Here is a 16,376-nt window from a genome sequence, read left to right on the forward strand (position 1 = left end):
CTCAGCGTCGCGTCTGTCTCGGTGAGTCATCAATATTGGGAAGAATGGTTGAGGGGAACGACTTCTTGGGAGAGAGCCTTCTCCGGTCATAGACCTTGGTGAAGGGGTCCGGTTCGAAATCGGGGACATCTTCGGCGTTCATCGCCGACGGTGCTCGCTCGGGGTCTGCGTCGAGGACGAGCTGACCCACTCGCCGGCTAGGCTCGCCGTCGAGAACGGCCTCGCGGAGAAGATCCGCGGCGGTCTCTTCATTGCCCTGAGCAAGGTTATGAGCAAACCATCGGTACTTGCGTGCCACTTCGACAGCATCACCGTCGAGAACGACTTGGCCGCGCTCCATCCAAATTGCGCGCGAGCACATGCTCTCGATGGTCTGCGCAGCGTGATTGACTAGGAACACCGTGCCAGCCTTCTCAAGCATCTCGTCCATCGCACGCTTGGATCGCTCGGCGAATGTGGCATCGCCCGTGGCCAGCGCTTCGTCGATCATCAGTATGGATGGGTCTGCGGCGAGCGAGATCGCGAACTTGAGTCGCGATCCCATCCCTGACGAGTAGGTCCGCATTGGGAGATCGATCGCTTCTCCGAGTGCCGACACTTCCACAACCTGTTCGAAGATCTCATCCGCCTGCGCTGGGGTCAGTCCCATGGCCAGGGCCCCGAGCTTGACGTTCTGCGCGCCGGTGAGCTCCGGAATGAGAGCGGCATTCACTCCGAGCAATACCGGCTTGGCAGAGGTCATCACGGTGCCGGAACTGGGGCTCTCAAGGCCCGCCAGCGTGCGCAACAAAGTAGATTTCCCCGACCCGTTGCGCCCGATGATTCCTACGAACTCTCCAGAGCGCGCGGTGAACGAAACTCCGCGGAGAGCAGACACGCTGACGTGCTGCTTTCGGGTCAGCTTGCCGAGCAAACCCGGTCGAGGGGTCCGATCCGTGCGCACTACCTTGTACCGCATGCGGACGTTGTGCGCCACGACGGTCACCGGGGACTCGGCTGGCGCGTGCCATCGCTCATTGGGCGACTCGCCTCCGTCGCTGCGGCCCGACGCCTCCGCGTCACTGCTCGTCGCCATACGTCGCCTCCCCCTGCCAGAAGTAGAGGAAGCCGAACAGCGTCAACCCGCCCGCCCACGCCCCGAGCACCATCCAATGCTCCGCGGCCGGGACGACGCCGTCGATGATGACTTCTCTGTACATGACGATCATGTGGTATACGGGATTCGCCTGGATGATCGCCATGATCGCCGGATGGTCCGACCATCGGTCGATCGGGAAGATCACCCCGGACCCGTACATCATGAAACGGCCCACGAAGGACATGAGCTGCGAGACGTCCGGGATCATGAACCCGATCCGTGCGGTATAGAACGAGATGCCGAGGTTGAGGAAGAACTGCAAGACGTAGATAGGGAGCACCAAAAACCAGGTCCACTCCGGAGACTCGTACGGCGGGATCAGGATCACCAGAAGCAGAACGACCGCGATCGTGTACTGCATCTGCAGGGTGTCCCGGAGCTCCGCTGCGATCGCGAGGGACGCCCGCGGGAAGGAAAAGGCCCGGATCATGCTGCGCCCTGAGGACAGAATCGCCGGCCCCGTGCTGATGCTTCGCATCGTGGAACGGAACATCAGGATGCCCACGATGATGAACGCCGGTACGTTCTCGACCCCCTCAAGGACCCTGCTAAGGATGACGCCGAAAATCAGGTAATACATGAGCGCGTCGAGAATTGGTCGCAACAGCAGCCAGAGGCCGCCGAGGCGGTTCCTGCTGTTCTGGGTCGCCACGCGGTGGCGAGCGTCCATCCAGATGAAGTGACGGCGATCCCACAGCTGGGAGAGGTACTCGATGAGACTGGGGCGGACGCCCACGGGGCTCAGGCCCTCGGCCTGCAGTCCACGAGCATCTAGAGCCTCGACGATCTGTCGTGCAGTTCTAACGTCATTCGCCACCGCCCCGCCCTCCGTTCCGTTGCCCAGCCACACGTTCGTACAACCCGCTATATCGTCTCACTAGTTCTCCCCATGATCGGGACCGGGCTACTGCAAGGCCATCGGCTCCTTCCCGAGGCACTGGATAATGAGGGGCCGCCCATTTCTCGATCGCCTCAGCAAGAGCTTCAGGATCACCCGGGGGCACGCAGACCGCCACAGGGGGCCCGCCGGGAGGCGAGACCGCCTCCCTCAGTGCCGGGAGGTCCGATACGATTAGCGGCCTGCCGAGGGCCATGGCTTCGACCGGCTTCTGCGGCGTCACCGTCCTTGTCACCTCCATGTCCAGCCGAGGAATCACGATCAGGTCGAGAGCCTCCACCCATCGCCGCGCCTCTCCGCGCTCGATCCGGCCTGGGAGGAGAACCCGATCCTGGATTCCCAACTCCTCCGCGAGAGCGTCCAGCCCAGGGCGCGAAACTCCTTCTCCGGCGATGACGATCCGAAGACGACTCCGCAGATCCGCAGGGACCTGCTCATCCTCCATAAGCCGTGCGGCAGCCCGAAGCAGCACATCGAATCCCTCGTAGTCGACCAGAGCGCTCACCGCTCCGATGAGAAGAGCGTCCTGACCGAAATTGGGCGTGTTGTGAAGCCCAATTATCTCCCTCGCGCGGCCGATGCTGACGTGGTCTTCGAAGAGAGAATCGTCCACACCGTTGGGCACCAGTGTGATCGACTCCCGATCAACCCCACGCTCCGCGAGCTCATCAGCCATGGTCTTCGACAAGGTCACGACTGCATCTGCGTCGCGGGCCAGCTCGCTTTCCCTTGCCACGATGAGACGGCGACGTTCGGAACGCGAGGTGACCGCACGCCCCTCCTCGCTCCGATGCGATGCCACCCATGTTTTCTCCATCAACCCGCGCACCTCGAGCACCCACGGCAGTCCGGTCCTCGTGGAGATCTCCTGGGCCACCAGCGCATTCAAGTAATTGGTGGTGACATGCACAAGATGGGGACGGAACTCGTCGACCAGCTGCAAAGCGCGGTGGACTTCTACCTCGAGGCGCTCCTTCTGGGTCCGCGGAAGCCGCGCAGAAAGGGTGCGCACGTAACGGATGCCATCGACGATGTCTTCGTCATGAGCAGTCGGGATACCCACCATCACCGGATACCCGGTACGGGTCAGAGCGATCGATTCGATGCCCTGGTCTCGCAGAGCGGTCAGGATCCGGTGGCTGCGCAGCGAGTATCCGGACTGGGTATGTGGCAAGGAGTTAGTCAGTAGGTGCAGCACACGCAGCGGCTCGCCGTCGCGGCGCTCTGTCGGCGTAGACTCCTGCGCGGGTGTCGGGGTCGAGAGCCGGAAGCCCGGCTGGAGGAGCTGTAGCTCGCTGCGGAGACGGCGCGCGTAGCGAGAGTCGCGCTGCCCGTCCCGCTCCAGGACGTCCAGCGCTTCGCTTATCCCTCCGCGGGACCAGGCCGCACGGGCACGTGTAGCGGCAGGAGCGGTGGAAGGGATCAGGTCGACCCGGTCCAGGAGGATGGCCACCTCACCGGCCAGACGGGACATTTGTCGCCCGGAGTGGACGTTCGCTCGCTCGACGGCCTGCTCGGCGTGCGCATCACGCCCGACTATCACGGACCCCAGGGCACCAACAGCGGGCACTATCGCGCCGGCCTGCTCCAGCGCCCGACCCACCGCCATCCGAGGAGTGAAGGGAAGGCGCCTGCTCACCTGGATGGCGAGAAGTGCCGGATCGTCGACCAGATGCTGCAACGCGGCCGTCGCGAGAAGCCTTCCGTTCCGGAGGGCTCGCTGCGCGGACGACACGATCGATGTCGTCTTCAGCTCGCCACGCGCAACAGGAATGTTCACGTGTCTGAGAATACCCAGCGAGAAGACCGTGCCGATCCTGCGACGGGCCATCTCCGCAGGTCGCACAGCATGACCATGCGAAAGGCCACGTTGCTTCGCGGTACTGACCGGTGATTCCTCAATGCTCTATCGCCCCCGCGATGCGCTCGCGCAGTTCGATGAACTCGGGCATTCTGCGCATCTCCTCGCCGAGCACGCGGCCCGCGCCGGCGGAGAGCGTGACGTCCTGGTCGAGCACGACGCGGCCGGGGCGGGCGCTCATCACGAGCACCCGGTCGCCCAGGAACACCGCTTCGTCCACGTCGTGGGTGATGAAGAAGACCGTGCGGTGCTGCTCGCGCTGGAGCGTGAGCAGATCGCCCTGGAGCCGGGAGCGGGTGATCGCGTCGAGCGCGCCGAAGGGCTCGTCCATGAGGATCACGTCGGTCTCGTTGGCGAGCACGCGGGCGATCTGGGCACGCTGCTGCATGCCGCCGGAGAGCTCATAGGGTTTCGCATCACCGAAGTCCGGCAGTCCCACCAGCTCGAGGTACTCCTGCGCCTTCTGCGCGCGCTCCTTCTTCCCCACCTTGCGCATCCGCATCCCCAGTGCCACGTTGTCGCGCACCGTGAACCAGGGATAGAGGTTGGGCTGCTGGAACACGACGCCGCGCTCGGCGCCGGGGCCACCGATCTGCTCGCCCCGGTAGCGGGCGGTGCCCCCGGTGGGGTCGAGGAAGCCGGCGATGATCTTCAGCAGCGTGGTCTTCCCGCAGCCGGACGGCCCCACCACGCACACGAACTGCCCCTCGGGGATCTGCAGATCCGTCTCGGCGAGCGCATGGACCACGTCCCCGGAGTCGGTGACATAGCGCTGGGAGACCCCGTCGAGAGTGACGACCGGAGCCGCCCCTGCCGTGCCTGGTCCTGTCGTGCCTGTTCTTGTCATGCCTGACTCCGCCGCGTCAGTCCCCGTCTGCTGCTCGCTCACTTCGCCGCCTCCTCGATCGCATCGCCGTAGGGCATCTCTGCATACACCGAGCTGTCGGCGAGCGCGTCGATCTCGCGCTGCTGCTCGAGGAACTCGTCAGTGCCGCTGAACGCCTCGGCCAGTCCGTCACCTCCGAAGTACTCCGGCCCTGCCTGCTCCTGCAGCGTGGGGTAGAGGTAGCCGTCCAGCAGCTTCTGCGCGTCCTCGACCGGCACGCCGAGCTGCACGCTGATGGAGACCGCGGCCTCGTCGGGCTCCTCGGTCAGCAGCCGGGTGCCCTCGGCCTGCACGAGGGTCCACATCCGCAGGAAGTCAGGGTTCTCCTCGAGGAACGAGGCGGTGCCGGCGACCAGATCGTAGGTCGGTGCGCCCAGGCCCGCGCTGTCCTTGCTCGAGAGGATCGGGTGACCGCTCTCCACCAGCTGGGTGAGCGTGGGCTCCCACACCCAGGCCGCGTCGATCTCGTCGCGCTGCCAGGCGGCGAGGATCGCGTCGGTGGCGAGGTTGATGACGCGCACCTTCCCGGTCAGGCCTTCCTCACCGAGCGCCGTGAGCAGGGAGTAGTGCGCGGTGGAGCCGAAGGGCACCGCAATCGTCTTGCCTGTCAGGTCGGCGAGCTTCTCGACGTCCGGGTCCTTCACGATGAGGGATTCGGCGTCGCCGATGACGTCGCTGATCCAGATCACCTTGACATCCTTGGACAACGGCGGGGACGCGGACTTCACGGCGGGGCTCGAGCCCACCTGGGAGATGTCCAGCGACTCGGACCCGAAGGCCTGGATGGCGTCACCGCCGGAGTTCATCTTGATCCAGGAGATGTTCGCCTCGGGCATGCACGCCTCGAGCAGCTCCAGGTCCTTGACCACGAGGTCCCCGTTGGGGATCGCCTGCCACCCCACGCGAGCGGTGGTGGTGATCGACGGGTCCGGGTCGACGGGGCAGGCGACGTCGCCGGCGAAGTTGTCCGGGTGGCTGGTGCGGCCGGAGGACACACAGCCGCTCAGCGCCAGCGTGAGACCGAGCGCGGCCGCCGTGAGGCGCAGCGCCATGCCGCGACGCCTGGTGGGAAGGGGATTCATAGGTCTCAGACCTTTCCGTGCCAGGGCACCAGGCGGTCGCCGATCCATCGGATGCAACCATCCAGGGCGACAGCCACGAGCCCGATGACGATGATGCAGGCGATGGTGAGCGGAGTCTTCAGCTGGGTGCCGGAGATGTAGGCGAGACCGCCGATGCCGGGGATGCCGTTGTTGAGCTCGGCGGCGACCACGGTGGTCCAGGCGAAGCCGATCGCCAGGCGCACCCCGGAGAGGATCGAGGCGGTGGCCGCCGGCAGCACCACGAAGCGGGCGATCTGCGGCGATCCCGCGCCCATGCTGCGGGCGGCGGAGACGTAGTCCTCGCGCACCCCGCGCACGCCGTCGATCGTGGCGATGACGATCGGCGGGAAGGCGGCGAGGAACAGGAGCAGGAACTTCGAGAGGTCGCCGATGCCCACCCACACGATGATCAGGCCGATGTAGCCCAGCGGGGGCAGGGCGCGCAGGAAGTTCAGGTACGGGGCGAATGCCGTGTTCGCGGGCTCCCACATGCTCATCAGCCCGCCCAGCGCGATGCCGGCCACGGCCGCCAGGGAGACGCCCACGCCGATGCGCTGCAGGGAGGCGAGCAGGTGCTCCCAGAGGTAGTAGTTCTGCACCCCGCAGACGGTGCGCCCCGTGGCCTCATCGACCTCGATACACCGGTTCGCGTCGACGAACGCCCCGAAGACGGCCTGAGGGCTGGGCAGGTACAGCGGGTCCACCAGCTTGAGCGCGGTGATCAGCCACCACAGGGCCAGGACCACCACCAGCACGCTGGCCTGGAGGAGCCGGTTGCGGCGCAGCCGGCGGGATCGGCCACGCCGAGCCGCCTTGGCGACCCGGGTCGAATGCTCGCTGTCCTCGGCGGGATCGGGGCCTTCTGCTGGATCGGAGCCCCCGGCGAACCCAGGATCCGCGGAGGATCGGGCGGCCGCTGCCGCGCTGGCGCTGTCACTCATGAGCTGCTTGAGCTCCGTCCCGTGTCGTCGATTCGCTGGGTGGACACTACCCCGCGAGGGCAGGCGTGACGGGCGTTCCGCCCAGTCAGCCCCTCGATCGAACCCGACCCTCAGCCATCTGACCAGCCCTCGGAGCTGATCGTTACCGGACTGTTCGCTGTCGCGCCGCAGATTCGGACCAGAGCACGACCCGCCCCGTCGGCCGCATGACACGATCGACGAGACCGCCTCACCGCATCGAAGGACTGCTCACCGTGGAGACGCTCTACCATTCCGGCCCCATCCTGACGATGGTCGATCAGGACGACGCCCCGGAGGCGGTGATCGTCCGTGACGGACGGATCGCCGTCGTCGGCGCCCTGGACGACGCCCGTGCCTAGCTCGGACCCGAGGCCACCGAGGTCGACCTCGACGGCCGCGCCCTGATGCCCTCGTTCATCGACTCCCACGGGCACCTGCTGCAGCACGGCGCGCTGGCAGCCGTCGTCGACCTCGAGCACGCGACCAGCATCGACGACATCGTCGCCGCCTTCCGCGAGCGCCTCGCCCAGCGCGAGCCCGACGACCGCTCCCCGCTGATCGGCGCGAAGTACGACCCGAACCTGCTGGCCGAGGGCCGCCACCCCACCCGGTTCGACCTCGATGCCGTCACCACCGAGCTGCCCGTGTTCGCCCTGCACCGCAGCCTGCACGTGGCCGTCGGGAACTCGGTGCTCGTGGACGGGGCGGGCCTCACCGCCGAGACCCCGGATCCCGAGGGCGGGCGCTTCGGCCGCACTGCGGACGGCACCCCCGACGGCTACGTCGAGGAGCACCCTGCGATGGCCGCCTTCGCCGCAGCCCTCGACCCAAACCGCAGCGGCGGGCTGCTGCCCGGCGGCGCGGCCGACCCCTCCGCAGCGGTCTCGCTCGCGGTTCAGGACTACCTGCGCCATGGCATCACGACCGCGCAGGAGGGCGCCGCGGACCCCACCGGGATCGCGAGCCTCGTGGGCGTCGCCCAGGCCGGCGGGATCGGCCTGGGCCTGGTCTGCTATCCCGTCGTGCAGACGGGCACCGTCGCCTACGACACGCATCCGGACTTCGCGGGCGAGTACGTGGGCGGGCTGCGCCTGGGCGGGTACAAGATGATCCTCGACGGCTCGCCGCAGGCACGCTCGGCCTGGATGAGCGAGCCGTATGCGGCGATTCCCGGGGACGAGTGCCCCGGCTGCGCGTACCCGATCCACTCCCCCGAGCAGGTCGAGACGTACGTGCGCGAGGTCGCCGCCCAGGGCCGTCAGCTGATCGTGCACTGCAACGGCGACGCCGCGGCCGAGCTGTGGGTCGCCACGGTCGAGCGCGTCGGCGCCGAGGTGCCCGCCCTGCTCGGGGCCCGGCCGGTGATGATCCATGCCCAGACCGTGCGCGACGACCAGCTGGAGAGGATGGCGCCGCTGGGCATGATCGCGTCGATCTTCTCCGTGCACACCTGGTTCTGGGGCGACGTGCACCTGCGCAACGTCGGGCCCGAGCGCGGGCGCCGGGTCTCCCTCTCCCGCTCCGCTCTGGACCGCGGCGTGCGCATCACCCTGCACCAGGATTCCCCCGTCACGCCCCCGGACATGCTGCTGACGATCTGGGCGGCCGTGAACCGCATCAGCCGCGCCGGCCGGCCCGTGGGCCTCGAGCAGCGGATCTCCACCTGGGAGGCGCTGCGCGCCGTCACCACCGACGCCGCCTACCAGTACGGCGAAGAGGACACCAAGGGCCTGATCCGCGAGGGCATGCGCGCCGACCTCGTGATCCTCTCGGCGAACCCTCTGACCACCGTCCCGCAGGACCTGCGAGACCTCGAGGTGGTCACCACGATCAAGGACGGGGAGGTCGTCTTCGAGGCGTGAGGCCGCGCCGCCTCGTCCCCTCCCGGCCGTCCAGCGGCGCTGCGCGGCGGCGGTGTGCTTTGTGCGGAGTGCTGTGCACCGGAAGCTGACATCTGGATAACCCCCGTCACGAACGGGCGCCAGCAGCGCCGCATCGCACGGTCCGGCCTCGTACGCTCGGATCATGACTCTCGCCGGCGTCCTCGCGTTCCTGGGGCTCGGCGCGATCACCATGGACGTGCTCGGCGGCGTCATCGCGACCGGTATCCTCCTGCGCGGTGGGCGGCTTCGGCACCTGCTCGCCTTCTGCGGCGGCTACGCGCTGGTGATCATCCCGGTCACCGCCCTCCTGCACCCCGTTCTCACCGTGCTCGGCACGTGGCTGCGCCCGATCCTCCACTCGAACAACGCGATCGGCAGCATCGAGGTGGTCGCCGGCCTCGCGCTCGGCGCGCTCGCGCTGCACCAGTGGCGCTCGGTGCATCGGCAGCCCTCCGCCCCCGGCCGGCTCAGCAGTCGCAGCACGCCGTCCCGGCTCGCGATCTGGCCCCTGCTCGCCGCCGGCCTCGCCTTCTCGATGACCGCTCTCGCCGATCCGGCGTTCACGCTTGCGGTGGGCATGGCCGCCCAGGAGGAGTCGCTCCCCCTGCGGATCGGGCTCCTCGTGCTGTGGCACCTCATCTACCAGGCGCCGCTGGTGACCCTCACGATCATCGCGAGCACCGGGAAGCATGATCGCCTGGTGCGGCGCCTCGCCGACTGGTTCGTCGAGCGATGGCGCGCGCTGCAGGCCGTGCTCGCCGTGGTGCTGGCGCTCATCGCGCTGCTGGTGCTCGGGGACGGCACGATCTCCCTGATCGGCGCGCACGTGCCCTGGCTGCGGCAGCTGCTCTCGCTGCACTGAGCGCGCGGGTCTGCCGTCAGTCGATGATCTCGTCATCCCTGCTTCGGCGCAGCTCGGCGAGGCCCTCCCGCATGGCGTGCACGCTCTCGGGGCTGTGCCCGGTCCAGCCCTCGAGCTCGCGGACCACGCGGACCGGCTCCTGGGTGCGATAGGAACGTGTCGGGTTGCCCGGGAACCGCTTGTCGGTGACGTTGGGGTCGTCCTCGATCTCCCCTGTCGGCTCCACGACATAGATGCGGGGCTGGCCCTCGCCCTGGGCGAGCTGGGCTCCCCAGGCCGCGGCGGCCAGAGTCTCGGTGAAGTAGACGTGGCGCATCGCCAGGCCGTCTCGATAATTCGAGGGCTGCTGCGGCGTGAGCAGCTCCCCGGGCTCCAGCGCGGCCTTCGTGCCGTGCAGGTACACGCCCTCGTCGAACACCTCGAAGGGTGCAGGCTCTGTCATCGTGCCCTCCCTCTGGATCGGCGTCTGCAGGTCCCAGAAGTCTGCTCCGGGAACGTCGCGCGCGCCACCGCGAAGCGCGAGGAAATTCTCCGTAGCTCCTCCGTCTCGGCGCGGTCAGCCCGCGAGGTGCTCCCCCAGGGCCGCGAACTGCTCGCGGGGGGCGAAGCCGGTGGCGTGGATCTTCGCGAGGTCCAGAGCGGAATGCCGAGGTCGTGGGGCGATCCCCGTCTTGCCCGCGTAATACTCACCCGTGCTCACGGGCGTGACGCGACCCCGCTCGTGGCCGGTCAGCGCGAACACCTCGGCGGCGATCCGGGCCCAGCTGACCGGTTCACCCTCGTTCGTGACGTTGTAGGTGCCGGGGGCAGGGCGCACGGTGAGCAGGTGGTCGATCGCGGCGGCGAGATCGGCGGTGAAGGTGAGCCGGCCGATCTGGTCGTCGACCACCGTCGGGTCGATGCCGCGCGCCGCGAGGCCCGCCATGGTGTCCACGAAGTTGCCGCCCTCGCCGATCACCCAGCTGGTGCGCACGATGTAGTGCTCCCCCAGGCTCGCCACGAGCTGGTCGCCGGCGGCCTTCGTCTGCCCGTAGACCCCCAGCGGGCTCGGGGCCTCGTCCTCGCCGTGCACCTCGGCGGTCCCGTCGAAGACGTAGTCGCTGGAGACGTGCACGAGCGTGGCCCGCTGCGCACGGGCGACCTCCACCAGGCGCGCGACCCCGATGACGTTGACCGCCCAGGCCGCACGACGCCCCTCCTCGGACTCTGCGGCATCGACCGCCGTGTACGCCGCGGCGTTGACGATCGTCCCGTACCCGGAGACGTCGAACGCGTCGACGCTCGCGGGATCGGCGAGATCCAGCTGCGCCCGCGTCACGACGTCCACGTCGGACCGGTACGTCCAGCGCGCCGCGAGCGCACGACCGAGCTGCCCGCCCCCGCCGATGACCAGGGTGCGGCGCGGCGGCACCGGCGTGACCTCCGCCAGACGCGGATGGGCGAGGTCCTTCGCGGAGAGCTCCGACTGGTCCAGCGGGATCGGCCACGGGATCGACGCCGTCTCGTCCGCCAGGTTCAGGAACGTGTACTGCGACTGCGCGGCGTCGGACCAGTGGTCGCTGACCAGGTAGGTGTACGCCGCCGGCGCCTCCAGGGTCTGGAACGCATTGCCCACCCCGCGCGGCACGAAGATCGCCACCTCCGGCGTGATCTCGTGCCAGTAGGTCGCCCCGAAGCTGTCCCCGACGCGCAGATCCACCCACGCCCCGAACACGCGCCCGGTCGCGACCGAGATGTACTTGTCCCACGGCTCCGCATGAATACCCCGCGTGACGCCCACGGCCTGGTTGAAGGAGATGTTGTTCTGCACCGGGCCGAAGTCCGGCAGGCCCGCGGCGAGCATCTTCTGCCGCTGCCAGTTCTCCTTGAACCAGCCCCGATCATCCCCATGCACCGGCAGATCAATCACGAGCAGACCCGGGATCGAGGTCTCGTGCACAGCGAGCACCGTCATTGCCCCGCCTTCGCGTACTTCGCCTCGGTGGCCGCCTTCTGCGGGCGCCACCACGCCTCGTTCCCCCGGTACCAGTCGATCGTCGCCGCCAGACCCGCCTCGAAGTCCTGGAACGCGGGCTCCCAGCCCAGCTCGGTGCGCAGCCGGGTCGAGTCGATCGCGTAGCGCAGATCGTGACCGGCGCGGTCGGTGACGTGCTCGTAGTCCGTGCTCTCACGCCCCATGAGGTCCAGGATCAGCTCCACGACCTCCTGGTTGCTCTTCTCCCCGTCGGCCCCGATCAGGTAGGTCTCCCCGATCGTGCCGCGATCCAGGATCGTGAGCACCGCGCTGGAATGGTCATCGGCGTGGATCCAGTCGCGCACGTTCTGCCCCGCCCCGTACAGCCGGGGCCGGATCCCGTCGATCAGGTTCGTGATCTGGCGCGGGATGAACTTCTCCACGTGCTGGCGCGGCCCGTAGTTGTTCGAGCAGTTCGACAGCGTCGCCTGCACCCCGAAGGACCGCACCCACGCCCGCACCAGCAGGTCGCTGCCGGCCTTCGTCGCCGAGTACGGGCTCGACGGGTTGTAGGGCGTGGCCTCCGTGAACCGCTCGGGATCATCGAGCGCCAGATCCCCGTAGACCTCGTCGGTCGAGATGTGATGGAACCGGGTGCCGTGCTTCCGCGCCGCCTCGAGCAGCGTGAACGTGCCGATCAGGTTCGTGGTCAGGAACGGGCTGGGATCCTCGAGCGAGTTGTCGTTATGGGACTCCGCCGCGTAGTGCACCACCGCGTCGGCCTCCGCGACCAGCGGCTCCACCGTCGCGGCATCAGCGATGTCCCCGACCACCAGACGCACCCGGCCGCTCGGCACCCCGGCCAACGACTCGCGGCTGCCGGCATAGGTGAGCTTGTCCAGCACCGTGACCGTGTCCTCGGTATGGGCCATGACGTAATGGACGAAATCGGAGCCGATGAAGCCGGCCCCTCCGGTGACGAGCAGATGACGCGACATCGAGGATTCCTCCGCGGTGGGTGGGTGACGGGCCCACGGGTGGAGCGGGCCGAGAGGTGGGGCAGGGCCGAGGGTCAGACGGGCCGATCGGCCCGTTCGCGACTCAGGACGTCCAGCAGGTAACGGCCGTAGCCGGACTTCACGAGCGGTTCGGCGCGCTCACGCAGCTCCTCGTCGCTGAGGTACCCCATCCGCCAGGCGACCTCCTCGGGCGCGCCGATGGACAGGCCCTGGCGCTGCTGGACGGTGCGGATGAAGTCCCCGGCGGCGGCGAGGTCGTCGAAGGTGCCGGTGTCCAGCCAGGCGGTGCCGCGGGTGAGCACCTCGACCTGCAGCATGCTGTCGTCGAGATAGGAGCGGTTCAGGTCGGTGATCTCGAGCTCTCCGCGCGCGGAGGGCTGCAGCATCTTCGCCCGCTCCACCACGGTGGCGTCGTAGAAGTACAGGCCCGGCACCGCGTAGTTCGACCGGGGGCGGATCGGCTTCTCCTCGAGCGAGATCGCGTTGCCGTCGCGGTCCATCTCGACCACGCCGTAGGCGCTGGGGTCGTTCACCCAGTAGCCGAACACGGCCGCGCCCTCGAGGTCGTGGAAGCGGCGCAGCTGCTCACCCATGCCCTGCCCGTAGAAGAGGTTGTCCCCGAGCACGAGCGCGGCCGGCTCGCCGGCCAGGAACTCCTCGCCGAGCACGAAGGCGCGGGCGAGACCGTCGGGATCGGGCTGGATGACATAGCTCAGCGACACCCCGAAGCGGCTGCCGTCGCCGAGGACGCGCTGGAACGCGGGCTGGTCATCGGCGGTGGTGATGATCAGGATGTCGCGGATGCCCGCGAGCATGAGGGTGCTCAGGGGGTAGTAGATCATCGGCTTGTCGTAGACAGGCATGAGCTGTTTGGAGACGCCGATGGTCAAAGGATGCAGCCGCGAGCCTGTGCCGCCCGCCAGAATGATGCCTCGCATACTACGGAGTATGTCACGCTTTGTCCGTTTTGCACCCTTTTCTTCACGCGGGGATCTCGAGGTGCTTCGAGGGAGGCGACGGGCAGCGACAGATCCCGCGACCCGGGGATGCGGCTGCTCCCGCCACTCCTGCCGTTCCCGCTGCTCCTGCTACTCCCGCGCGAACACCCCCACCGCGTCCCACGCCGCCCAGCCGCCTTCGGCCAGCTCGAGCTCGAGGACGTTGACCCCTGCCTGCAGCAGCGAGGCCGGGAGCGCGTGCTCGTGGAAGGAGCGCCGCAGCGTCGAGCCCGGCACGGTCGCGTCCCCCTCGCGGGAGCCGCGGGTGCTGCCCACGGGCAGCTCGATATCGGTGACGTGCTCGTCGTTGGCGCTGACCCGCAGGATCCCACCCAGCCGCGTGGTGTCCACGAGCCACACGGCGAGGTCGTACTCCGCCTGGGGTGCCTCCTCGAGCGTGAACGTCCAGCGGGCACGGTAGGCCTTCTTCCCCGCCCAGGCGTCGCCCGGGCCCGGCAGCAGGTACGGCCAGGCGGCGCCGGGCTCGTCGGTCCCCTGCTCGTACTCGACGAGCGCGTCGGGGAACTCGTCGGGGATCTTCGCGTACGAGTTCGGGGCCAGGTGGTGCTCGAGCGTGCGGCCGTCGAAGGCGCCGATCGTCGCGATCTCCCGCCCGGTCGCGGTGACCGAGGGCTGGGAGCTCGCGGTCACCGGAGCGCTGGGGAGGCCGCGCCGGCCCGCGTCGGAGACCGCGAGCACGGTGTAGGTCCAGGTCTCCCCGGCCGGGTCGAGGTTCGTGTGCGCGACGTTCGGGTAGACGGTCTTGGCGATCAGGTCGCTCTCCTGCGGCTCCTCCGGGGCGCTCTCGCCGCGGACCGCGTAGATCCGGAAGTGGTCGATCAGGGGGTCGAATCCCAGGGGCTCCCAGGACAGGAGCGTCCTGGCCAGGGCGGGTTCGGCGTGCAGGTCGGTGACGGTGTCGGGGCGCGGGCTCATGGCTGCTCTTCTCTGGCTGGTCGGGCCGGGATCTGGCCTGGGTCAGGCCGGGGCGGGCCTGGGTCAGGCCGGGGCGGGCCGGGATCAGGCCTGGATCAGGCGGGGGTCGGGCCGGGTCAGGCCTGGATCAGGCGGGGGTCGCCGGCGGGCGTGGTGAAGCGCGCCGAGAGCTGCTTCGGGGCGGTGTCGTCGGCCTCGATCCACTCCACGATGTAGAAGCTGGAGACCAGCTCCTGGGGCGTGAAGCGCAGGTGGATGTAGCCGCGTCGGCCGTCGTAGTGCTTGACGTACTCGTGCTGCGTCCAGTCATCGGTGTAGTTGTCGGTCTTCGCGCCGTCGCCGTCGGAGCCCACCGAGGTGCAGATCAGCTCCACCCCGATGGTGCCGCTGCCCGGATCCGTGAAGTCGGCCAGCAGCTCCGCGGCGACGTGCTTGTGGATGTCGCCGGTGAGCACCACAGGGTTGCTGCTGGCGACCATCGCGTCCAGCAGACGCTGCCGGGCCGCCGGGTATCCGTCCCACATGTCGGTGCGGTCCTCGGTGATCGCGGCGACCACCACGCCATTGGCCATCACGTTCCACAGCGCCGGGGACTGCTCGAGGCGCTCGGTCACCCAGGCCTCCTGCTCCGCGCCGAGCATGGTGCGGTCCGGATCCTGCTGGTCCTCGGCGCCCGTCGGCGCCGGGTCCCGGAACTGGCGGGTGTCCAGCAGCGAGAACCGCGCGAGGGAGCCCACGTCGAACCCGGTGGTGATGTCGGAATCCGGACCCTCCGGCAGCGCCTCGATGTCCAGCGGCATGTTCTCGTAGAAGGCGCGGTACGCGACGGCGATGCGATAGGCGAACTGATCCTCCGGGATGCCGGTGCTGGAGCCGCCGCCCACGTAGTCGTTCTGCACCTCGTGGTCGTCCCACACGGCGACCGCCGGCACCCGGGCGTGGACCGCCTGCAGGTGCGGATCCAGCTTGAACAGGGCGTAGCGCAGCCGGTACTGCTCGAGGGTCTCCGTCTCGACCTGATGCGCGGGGCCCACCTCGGCGCCCTGGCGCCAGAGGTTCGCCTCCGTGATGCCGTACTCGTAGATGTAGTCGCCCACGAACACCACCAGGTCCAGCTCCTCCTCCGCGGCCAGATGCTTGTGCGCGGTGAAATGCCCGTGGTACCAGGCCTGGCAGGAGACCACACCGACGCTGAAGGACTCGACCTCCGCGCCCTGCGCGGGCAGGGTCCGGAAGCGGCCGACGGGGCTGTTCGTGCGCCCCACCGAGAACCGGTAGTAGTAGTCCGTCGCCGGGTCGAGGCCCTCGACCTTGGGGTGGATGGCGTGCGCGAGCTCGGGCTGGGCGAGGGCCTGCCCGCGGGCCGCGATCTGCCGGAACTCAGGATCCTTCGCGACGTGCCAGCGCACCGTGACATCCCGCAGCTCCATCCCGCCGTGGCCGTCCTCGGCGAGCGGCTCCGGGGCCAGCCGGGCCCACAGCACCGCGCCGTCGGGCCGGGGCGCCCCGCTGGCCACGCCCAGGGAGAACAGGCCCTCGGGCTGCGGCCCCTCCTCGGCGCTCGCGTTCGGGGCCGTGATGCCCAGGGCGATCACGGCGGCGGAGGCACCGCTGGCCTGGAGCAGCCGGCGGCGGCTGACGGGGGCGGTCGCGGTGGCAGTGGCGGGCGCGGCGGATGCCGGCATGGGGTCTCCTGGGCGTGGGGGTGTGGGAGAAGGGATTCGGGGAGGTCGCTCGAGCTCTCCGTGTCGAGCGTGTCCACGTCCGATCCGACCACAGGGGGGTTTCGCGCGCATGACGAACGAGGAAAGTCCCGTGAATGGTTTCGGGAAGCTCGGTGCCCCGAGCCTCGACCGCCCGCGGCCCGACTCCCGGA

The 16,376-nt window shown here is 68.8% G+C and carries 14 protein-coding genes and 1 pseudogene; 3 read left to right on the plus strand and 12 right to left on the minus strand.

Annotated features, from left to right (window positions below):
- Position 1: 1 nt before the first annotated feature.
- The 6 genes from ACT3T5_RS06790 to ACT3T5_RS06815 form a co-directional block, all read right to left on the minus strand.
- Positions 2-1,075 carry an ABC transporter ATP-binding protein gene (locus ACT3T5_RS06790; RefSeq protein ID WP_444593955.1) on the minus strand — a complete coding sequence of 358 codons (1,074 nt, stop codon included), beginning with the start codon at positions 1,073-1,075 and terminating at the stop codon, positions 2-4.
- Positions 1,059-1,790, minus strand: coding sequence for an ABC transporter permease (locus tag ACT3T5_RS06795; RefSeq protein WP_444593956.1), 732 nt, complete (start codon positions 1,788-1,790; stop codon positions 1,059-1,061). The genes ACT3T5_RS06790 and ACT3T5_RS06795 overlap by 17 nt, the downstream gene beginning before the upstream one ends.
- Before the next feature lie 154 nt (positions 1,791-1,944).
- Positions 1,945-3,816, minus strand: a complete 1,872-nt coding sequence (locus ACT3T5_RS06800; protein ID WP_444593957.1) for a glycosyltransferase — start codon at positions 3,814-3,816, stop codon at positions 1,945-1,947.
- 118 nt (positions 3,817-3,934) lie between these two features.
- Positions 3,935-4,744 carry an ABC transporter ATP-binding protein gene (locus ACT3T5_RS06805; protein ID WP_444593958.1) on the minus strand — a complete coding sequence of 270 codons (810 nt, stop codon included), beginning with the start codon at positions 4,742-4,744 and terminating at the stop codon, positions 3,935-3,937.
- Positions 4,745-4,782: 38 nt separating this feature from the next.
- The gene (locus ACT3T5_RS06810) at positions 4,783-5,865 is read right to left on the minus strand and encodes a taurine ABC transporter substrate-binding protein (protein ID WP_444593959.1); all 1,083 of its coding nucleotides are present in this window, start codon (positions 5,863-5,865) and stop codon (positions 4,783-4,785) included.
- A gap of 5 nt (positions 5,866-5,870) precedes the next feature.
- A complete protein-coding gene (locus ACT3T5_RS06815) occupies positions 5,871-6,827 on the minus strand; it encodes an ABC transporter permease (RefSeq protein WP_444593960.1) in 957 nt (318 codons plus the stop codon).
- Between the two features lie 206 nt (positions 6,828-7,033).
- Here ACT3T5_RS06815 and ACT3T5_RS06820 point away from each other — a divergent pair, with 206 nt between their 5' ends.
- From ACT3T5_RS06820 to ACT3T5_RS06830, 3 genes and pseudogenes are all read left to right on the plus strand, one after another.
- Positions 7,034-7,207, plus strand: a complete 174-nt coding sequence (locus ACT3T5_RS06820) for a hypothetical protein (protein WP_444593961.1) — start codon at positions 7,034-7,036, stop codon at positions 7,205-7,207.
- Positions 7,208-7,237: 30 nt separating this feature from the next.
- Positions 7,238-8,710, plus strand: a pseudogene (locus tag ACT3T5_RS06825) (amidohydrolase); the annotation flags it as partial.
- 163 nt (positions 8,711-8,873) lie between these two features.
- On the plus strand, positions 8,874-9,593 hold the full coding sequence (locus tag ACT3T5_RS06830) for a GAP family protein (RefSeq protein WP_443350618.1): 720 nt from the start codon (positions 8,874-8,876) through the stop codon (positions 9,591-9,593).
- Between the two features lie 16 nt (positions 9,594-9,609).
- On the opposite strand, the gene arr is transcribed toward ACT3T5_RS06830, so the two are convergent.
- From arr to ACT3T5_RS06860, 6 genes are all read right to left on the minus strand, one after another.
- Positions 9,610-10,035, minus strand: a complete 426-nt coding sequence (gene arr, locus ACT3T5_RS06835; protein WP_444593962.1) for an NAD(+)--rifampin ADP-ribosyltransferase — start codon at positions 10,033-10,035, stop codon at positions 9,610-9,612.
- Positions 10,036-10,149: 114 nt separating this feature from the next.
- Entirely contained in the window at positions 10,150-11,547 is a 1,398-nt protein-coding gene (locus tag ACT3T5_RS06840) for a sugar nucleotide-binding protein (RefSeq protein WP_444593963.1), read from the minus strand.
- Positions 11,544-12,545: a dTDP-glucose 4,6-dehydratase gene (gene rfbB, locus ACT3T5_RS06845; RefSeq protein ID WP_444593964.1), complete on the minus strand. Its 1,002-nt coding sequence runs from the start codon at positions 12,543-12,545 to the stop codon at positions 11,544-11,546. Before rfbB ends, ACT3T5_RS06840 begins: the two co-directional genes overlap by 4 nt.
- A 74-nt stretch (positions 12,546-12,619) precedes the next feature.
- A complete protein-coding gene (rfbA, locus tag ACT3T5_RS06850) occupies positions 12,620-13,504 on the minus strand; it encodes a glucose-1-phosphate thymidylyltransferase RfbA (RefSeq protein WP_444578578.1) in 885 nt (294 codons plus the stop codon).
- A gap of 150 nt (positions 13,505-13,654) precedes the next feature.
- Positions 13,655-14,500 carry a polysaccharide lyase family protein gene (locus ACT3T5_RS06855; RefSeq protein ID WP_444593965.1) on the minus strand — a complete coding sequence of 282 codons (846 nt, stop codon included), beginning with the start codon at positions 14,498-14,500 and terminating at the stop codon, positions 13,655-13,657.
- A 116-nt stretch (positions 14,501-14,616) separates the two neighbouring features.
- Complete coding sequence (locus ACT3T5_RS06860; protein WP_444593966.1) at positions 14,617-16,185, minus strand: alkaline phosphatase D family protein; 1,569 nt, start codon at positions 16,183-16,185, stop codon at positions 14,617-14,619.
- Between the last annotated feature and the right edge of the window lie 191 nt (positions 16,186-16,376).

The sequence above is a fragment of the Brachybacterium sp. AOP3-A1-3 genome, from assembly GCF_052378285.1.
GTDB lineage: Bacteria > Actinomycetota > Actinomycetes > Actinomycetales > Dermabacteraceae > Brachybacterium.

Excerpts from the sequence above, each read along its gene's own strand:
- ACT3T5_RS06790 (WP_444593955.1), bottom strand. The coding sequence starts at position 1,075 with ATGGCGACGAGCAGTGACGCGGAGGCGTCGGGCCGCAGCGACGGAGGC.
- ACT3T5_RS06805 (WP_444593958.1), bottom strand. The coding sequence starts at position 4,744 with ATGACAAGAACAGGCACGACAGGACCAGGCACGGCAGGGGCGGCTCCG.
- ACT3T5_RS06810 (WP_444593959.1), bottom strand. The coding sequence starts at position 5,865 with ATGAATCCCCTTCCCACCAGGCGTCGCGGCATGGCGCTGCGCCTCACG.
- ACT3T5_RS06815 (WP_444593960.1), bottom strand. The coding sequence starts at position 6,827 with ATGAGTGACAGCGCCAGCGCGGCAGCGGCCGCCCGATCCTCCGCGGAT.
- ACT3T5_RS06820 (WP_444593961.1), top strand. The coding sequence starts at position 7,034 with ATGACACGATCGACGAGACCGCCTCACCGCATCGAAGGACTGCTCACC.
- ACT3T5_RS06830 (WP_443350618.1), top strand. The coding sequence starts at position 8,874 with ATGACTCTCGCCGGCGTCCTCGCGTTCCTGGGGCTCGGCGCGATCACC.
- arr (WP_444593962.1), bottom strand. The coding sequence starts at position 10,035 with ATGACAGAGCCTGCACCCTTCGAGGTGTTCGACGAGGGCGTGTACCTG.
- ACT3T5_RS06840 (WP_444593963.1), bottom strand. The coding sequence starts at position 11,547 with ATGACGGTGCTCGCTGTGCACGAGACCTCGATCCCGGGTCTGCTCGTG.
- rfbB (WP_444593964.1), bottom strand. The coding sequence starts at position 12,545 with ATGTCGCGTCATCTGCTCGTCACCGGAGGGGCCGGCTTCATCGGCTCC.
- rfbA (WP_444578578.1), bottom strand. The coding sequence starts at position 13,504 with ATGCGAGGCATCATTCTGGCGGGCGGCACAGGCTCGCGGCTGCATCCT.
- ACT3T5_RS06855 (WP_444593965.1), bottom strand. The coding sequence starts at position 14,500 with ATGAGCCCGCGCCCCGACACCGTCACCGACCTGCACGCCGAACCCGCC.
- ACT3T5_RS06860 (WP_444593966.1), bottom strand. The coding sequence starts at position 16,185 with ATGCCGGCATCCGCCGCGCCCGCCACTGCCACCGCGACCGCCCCCGTC.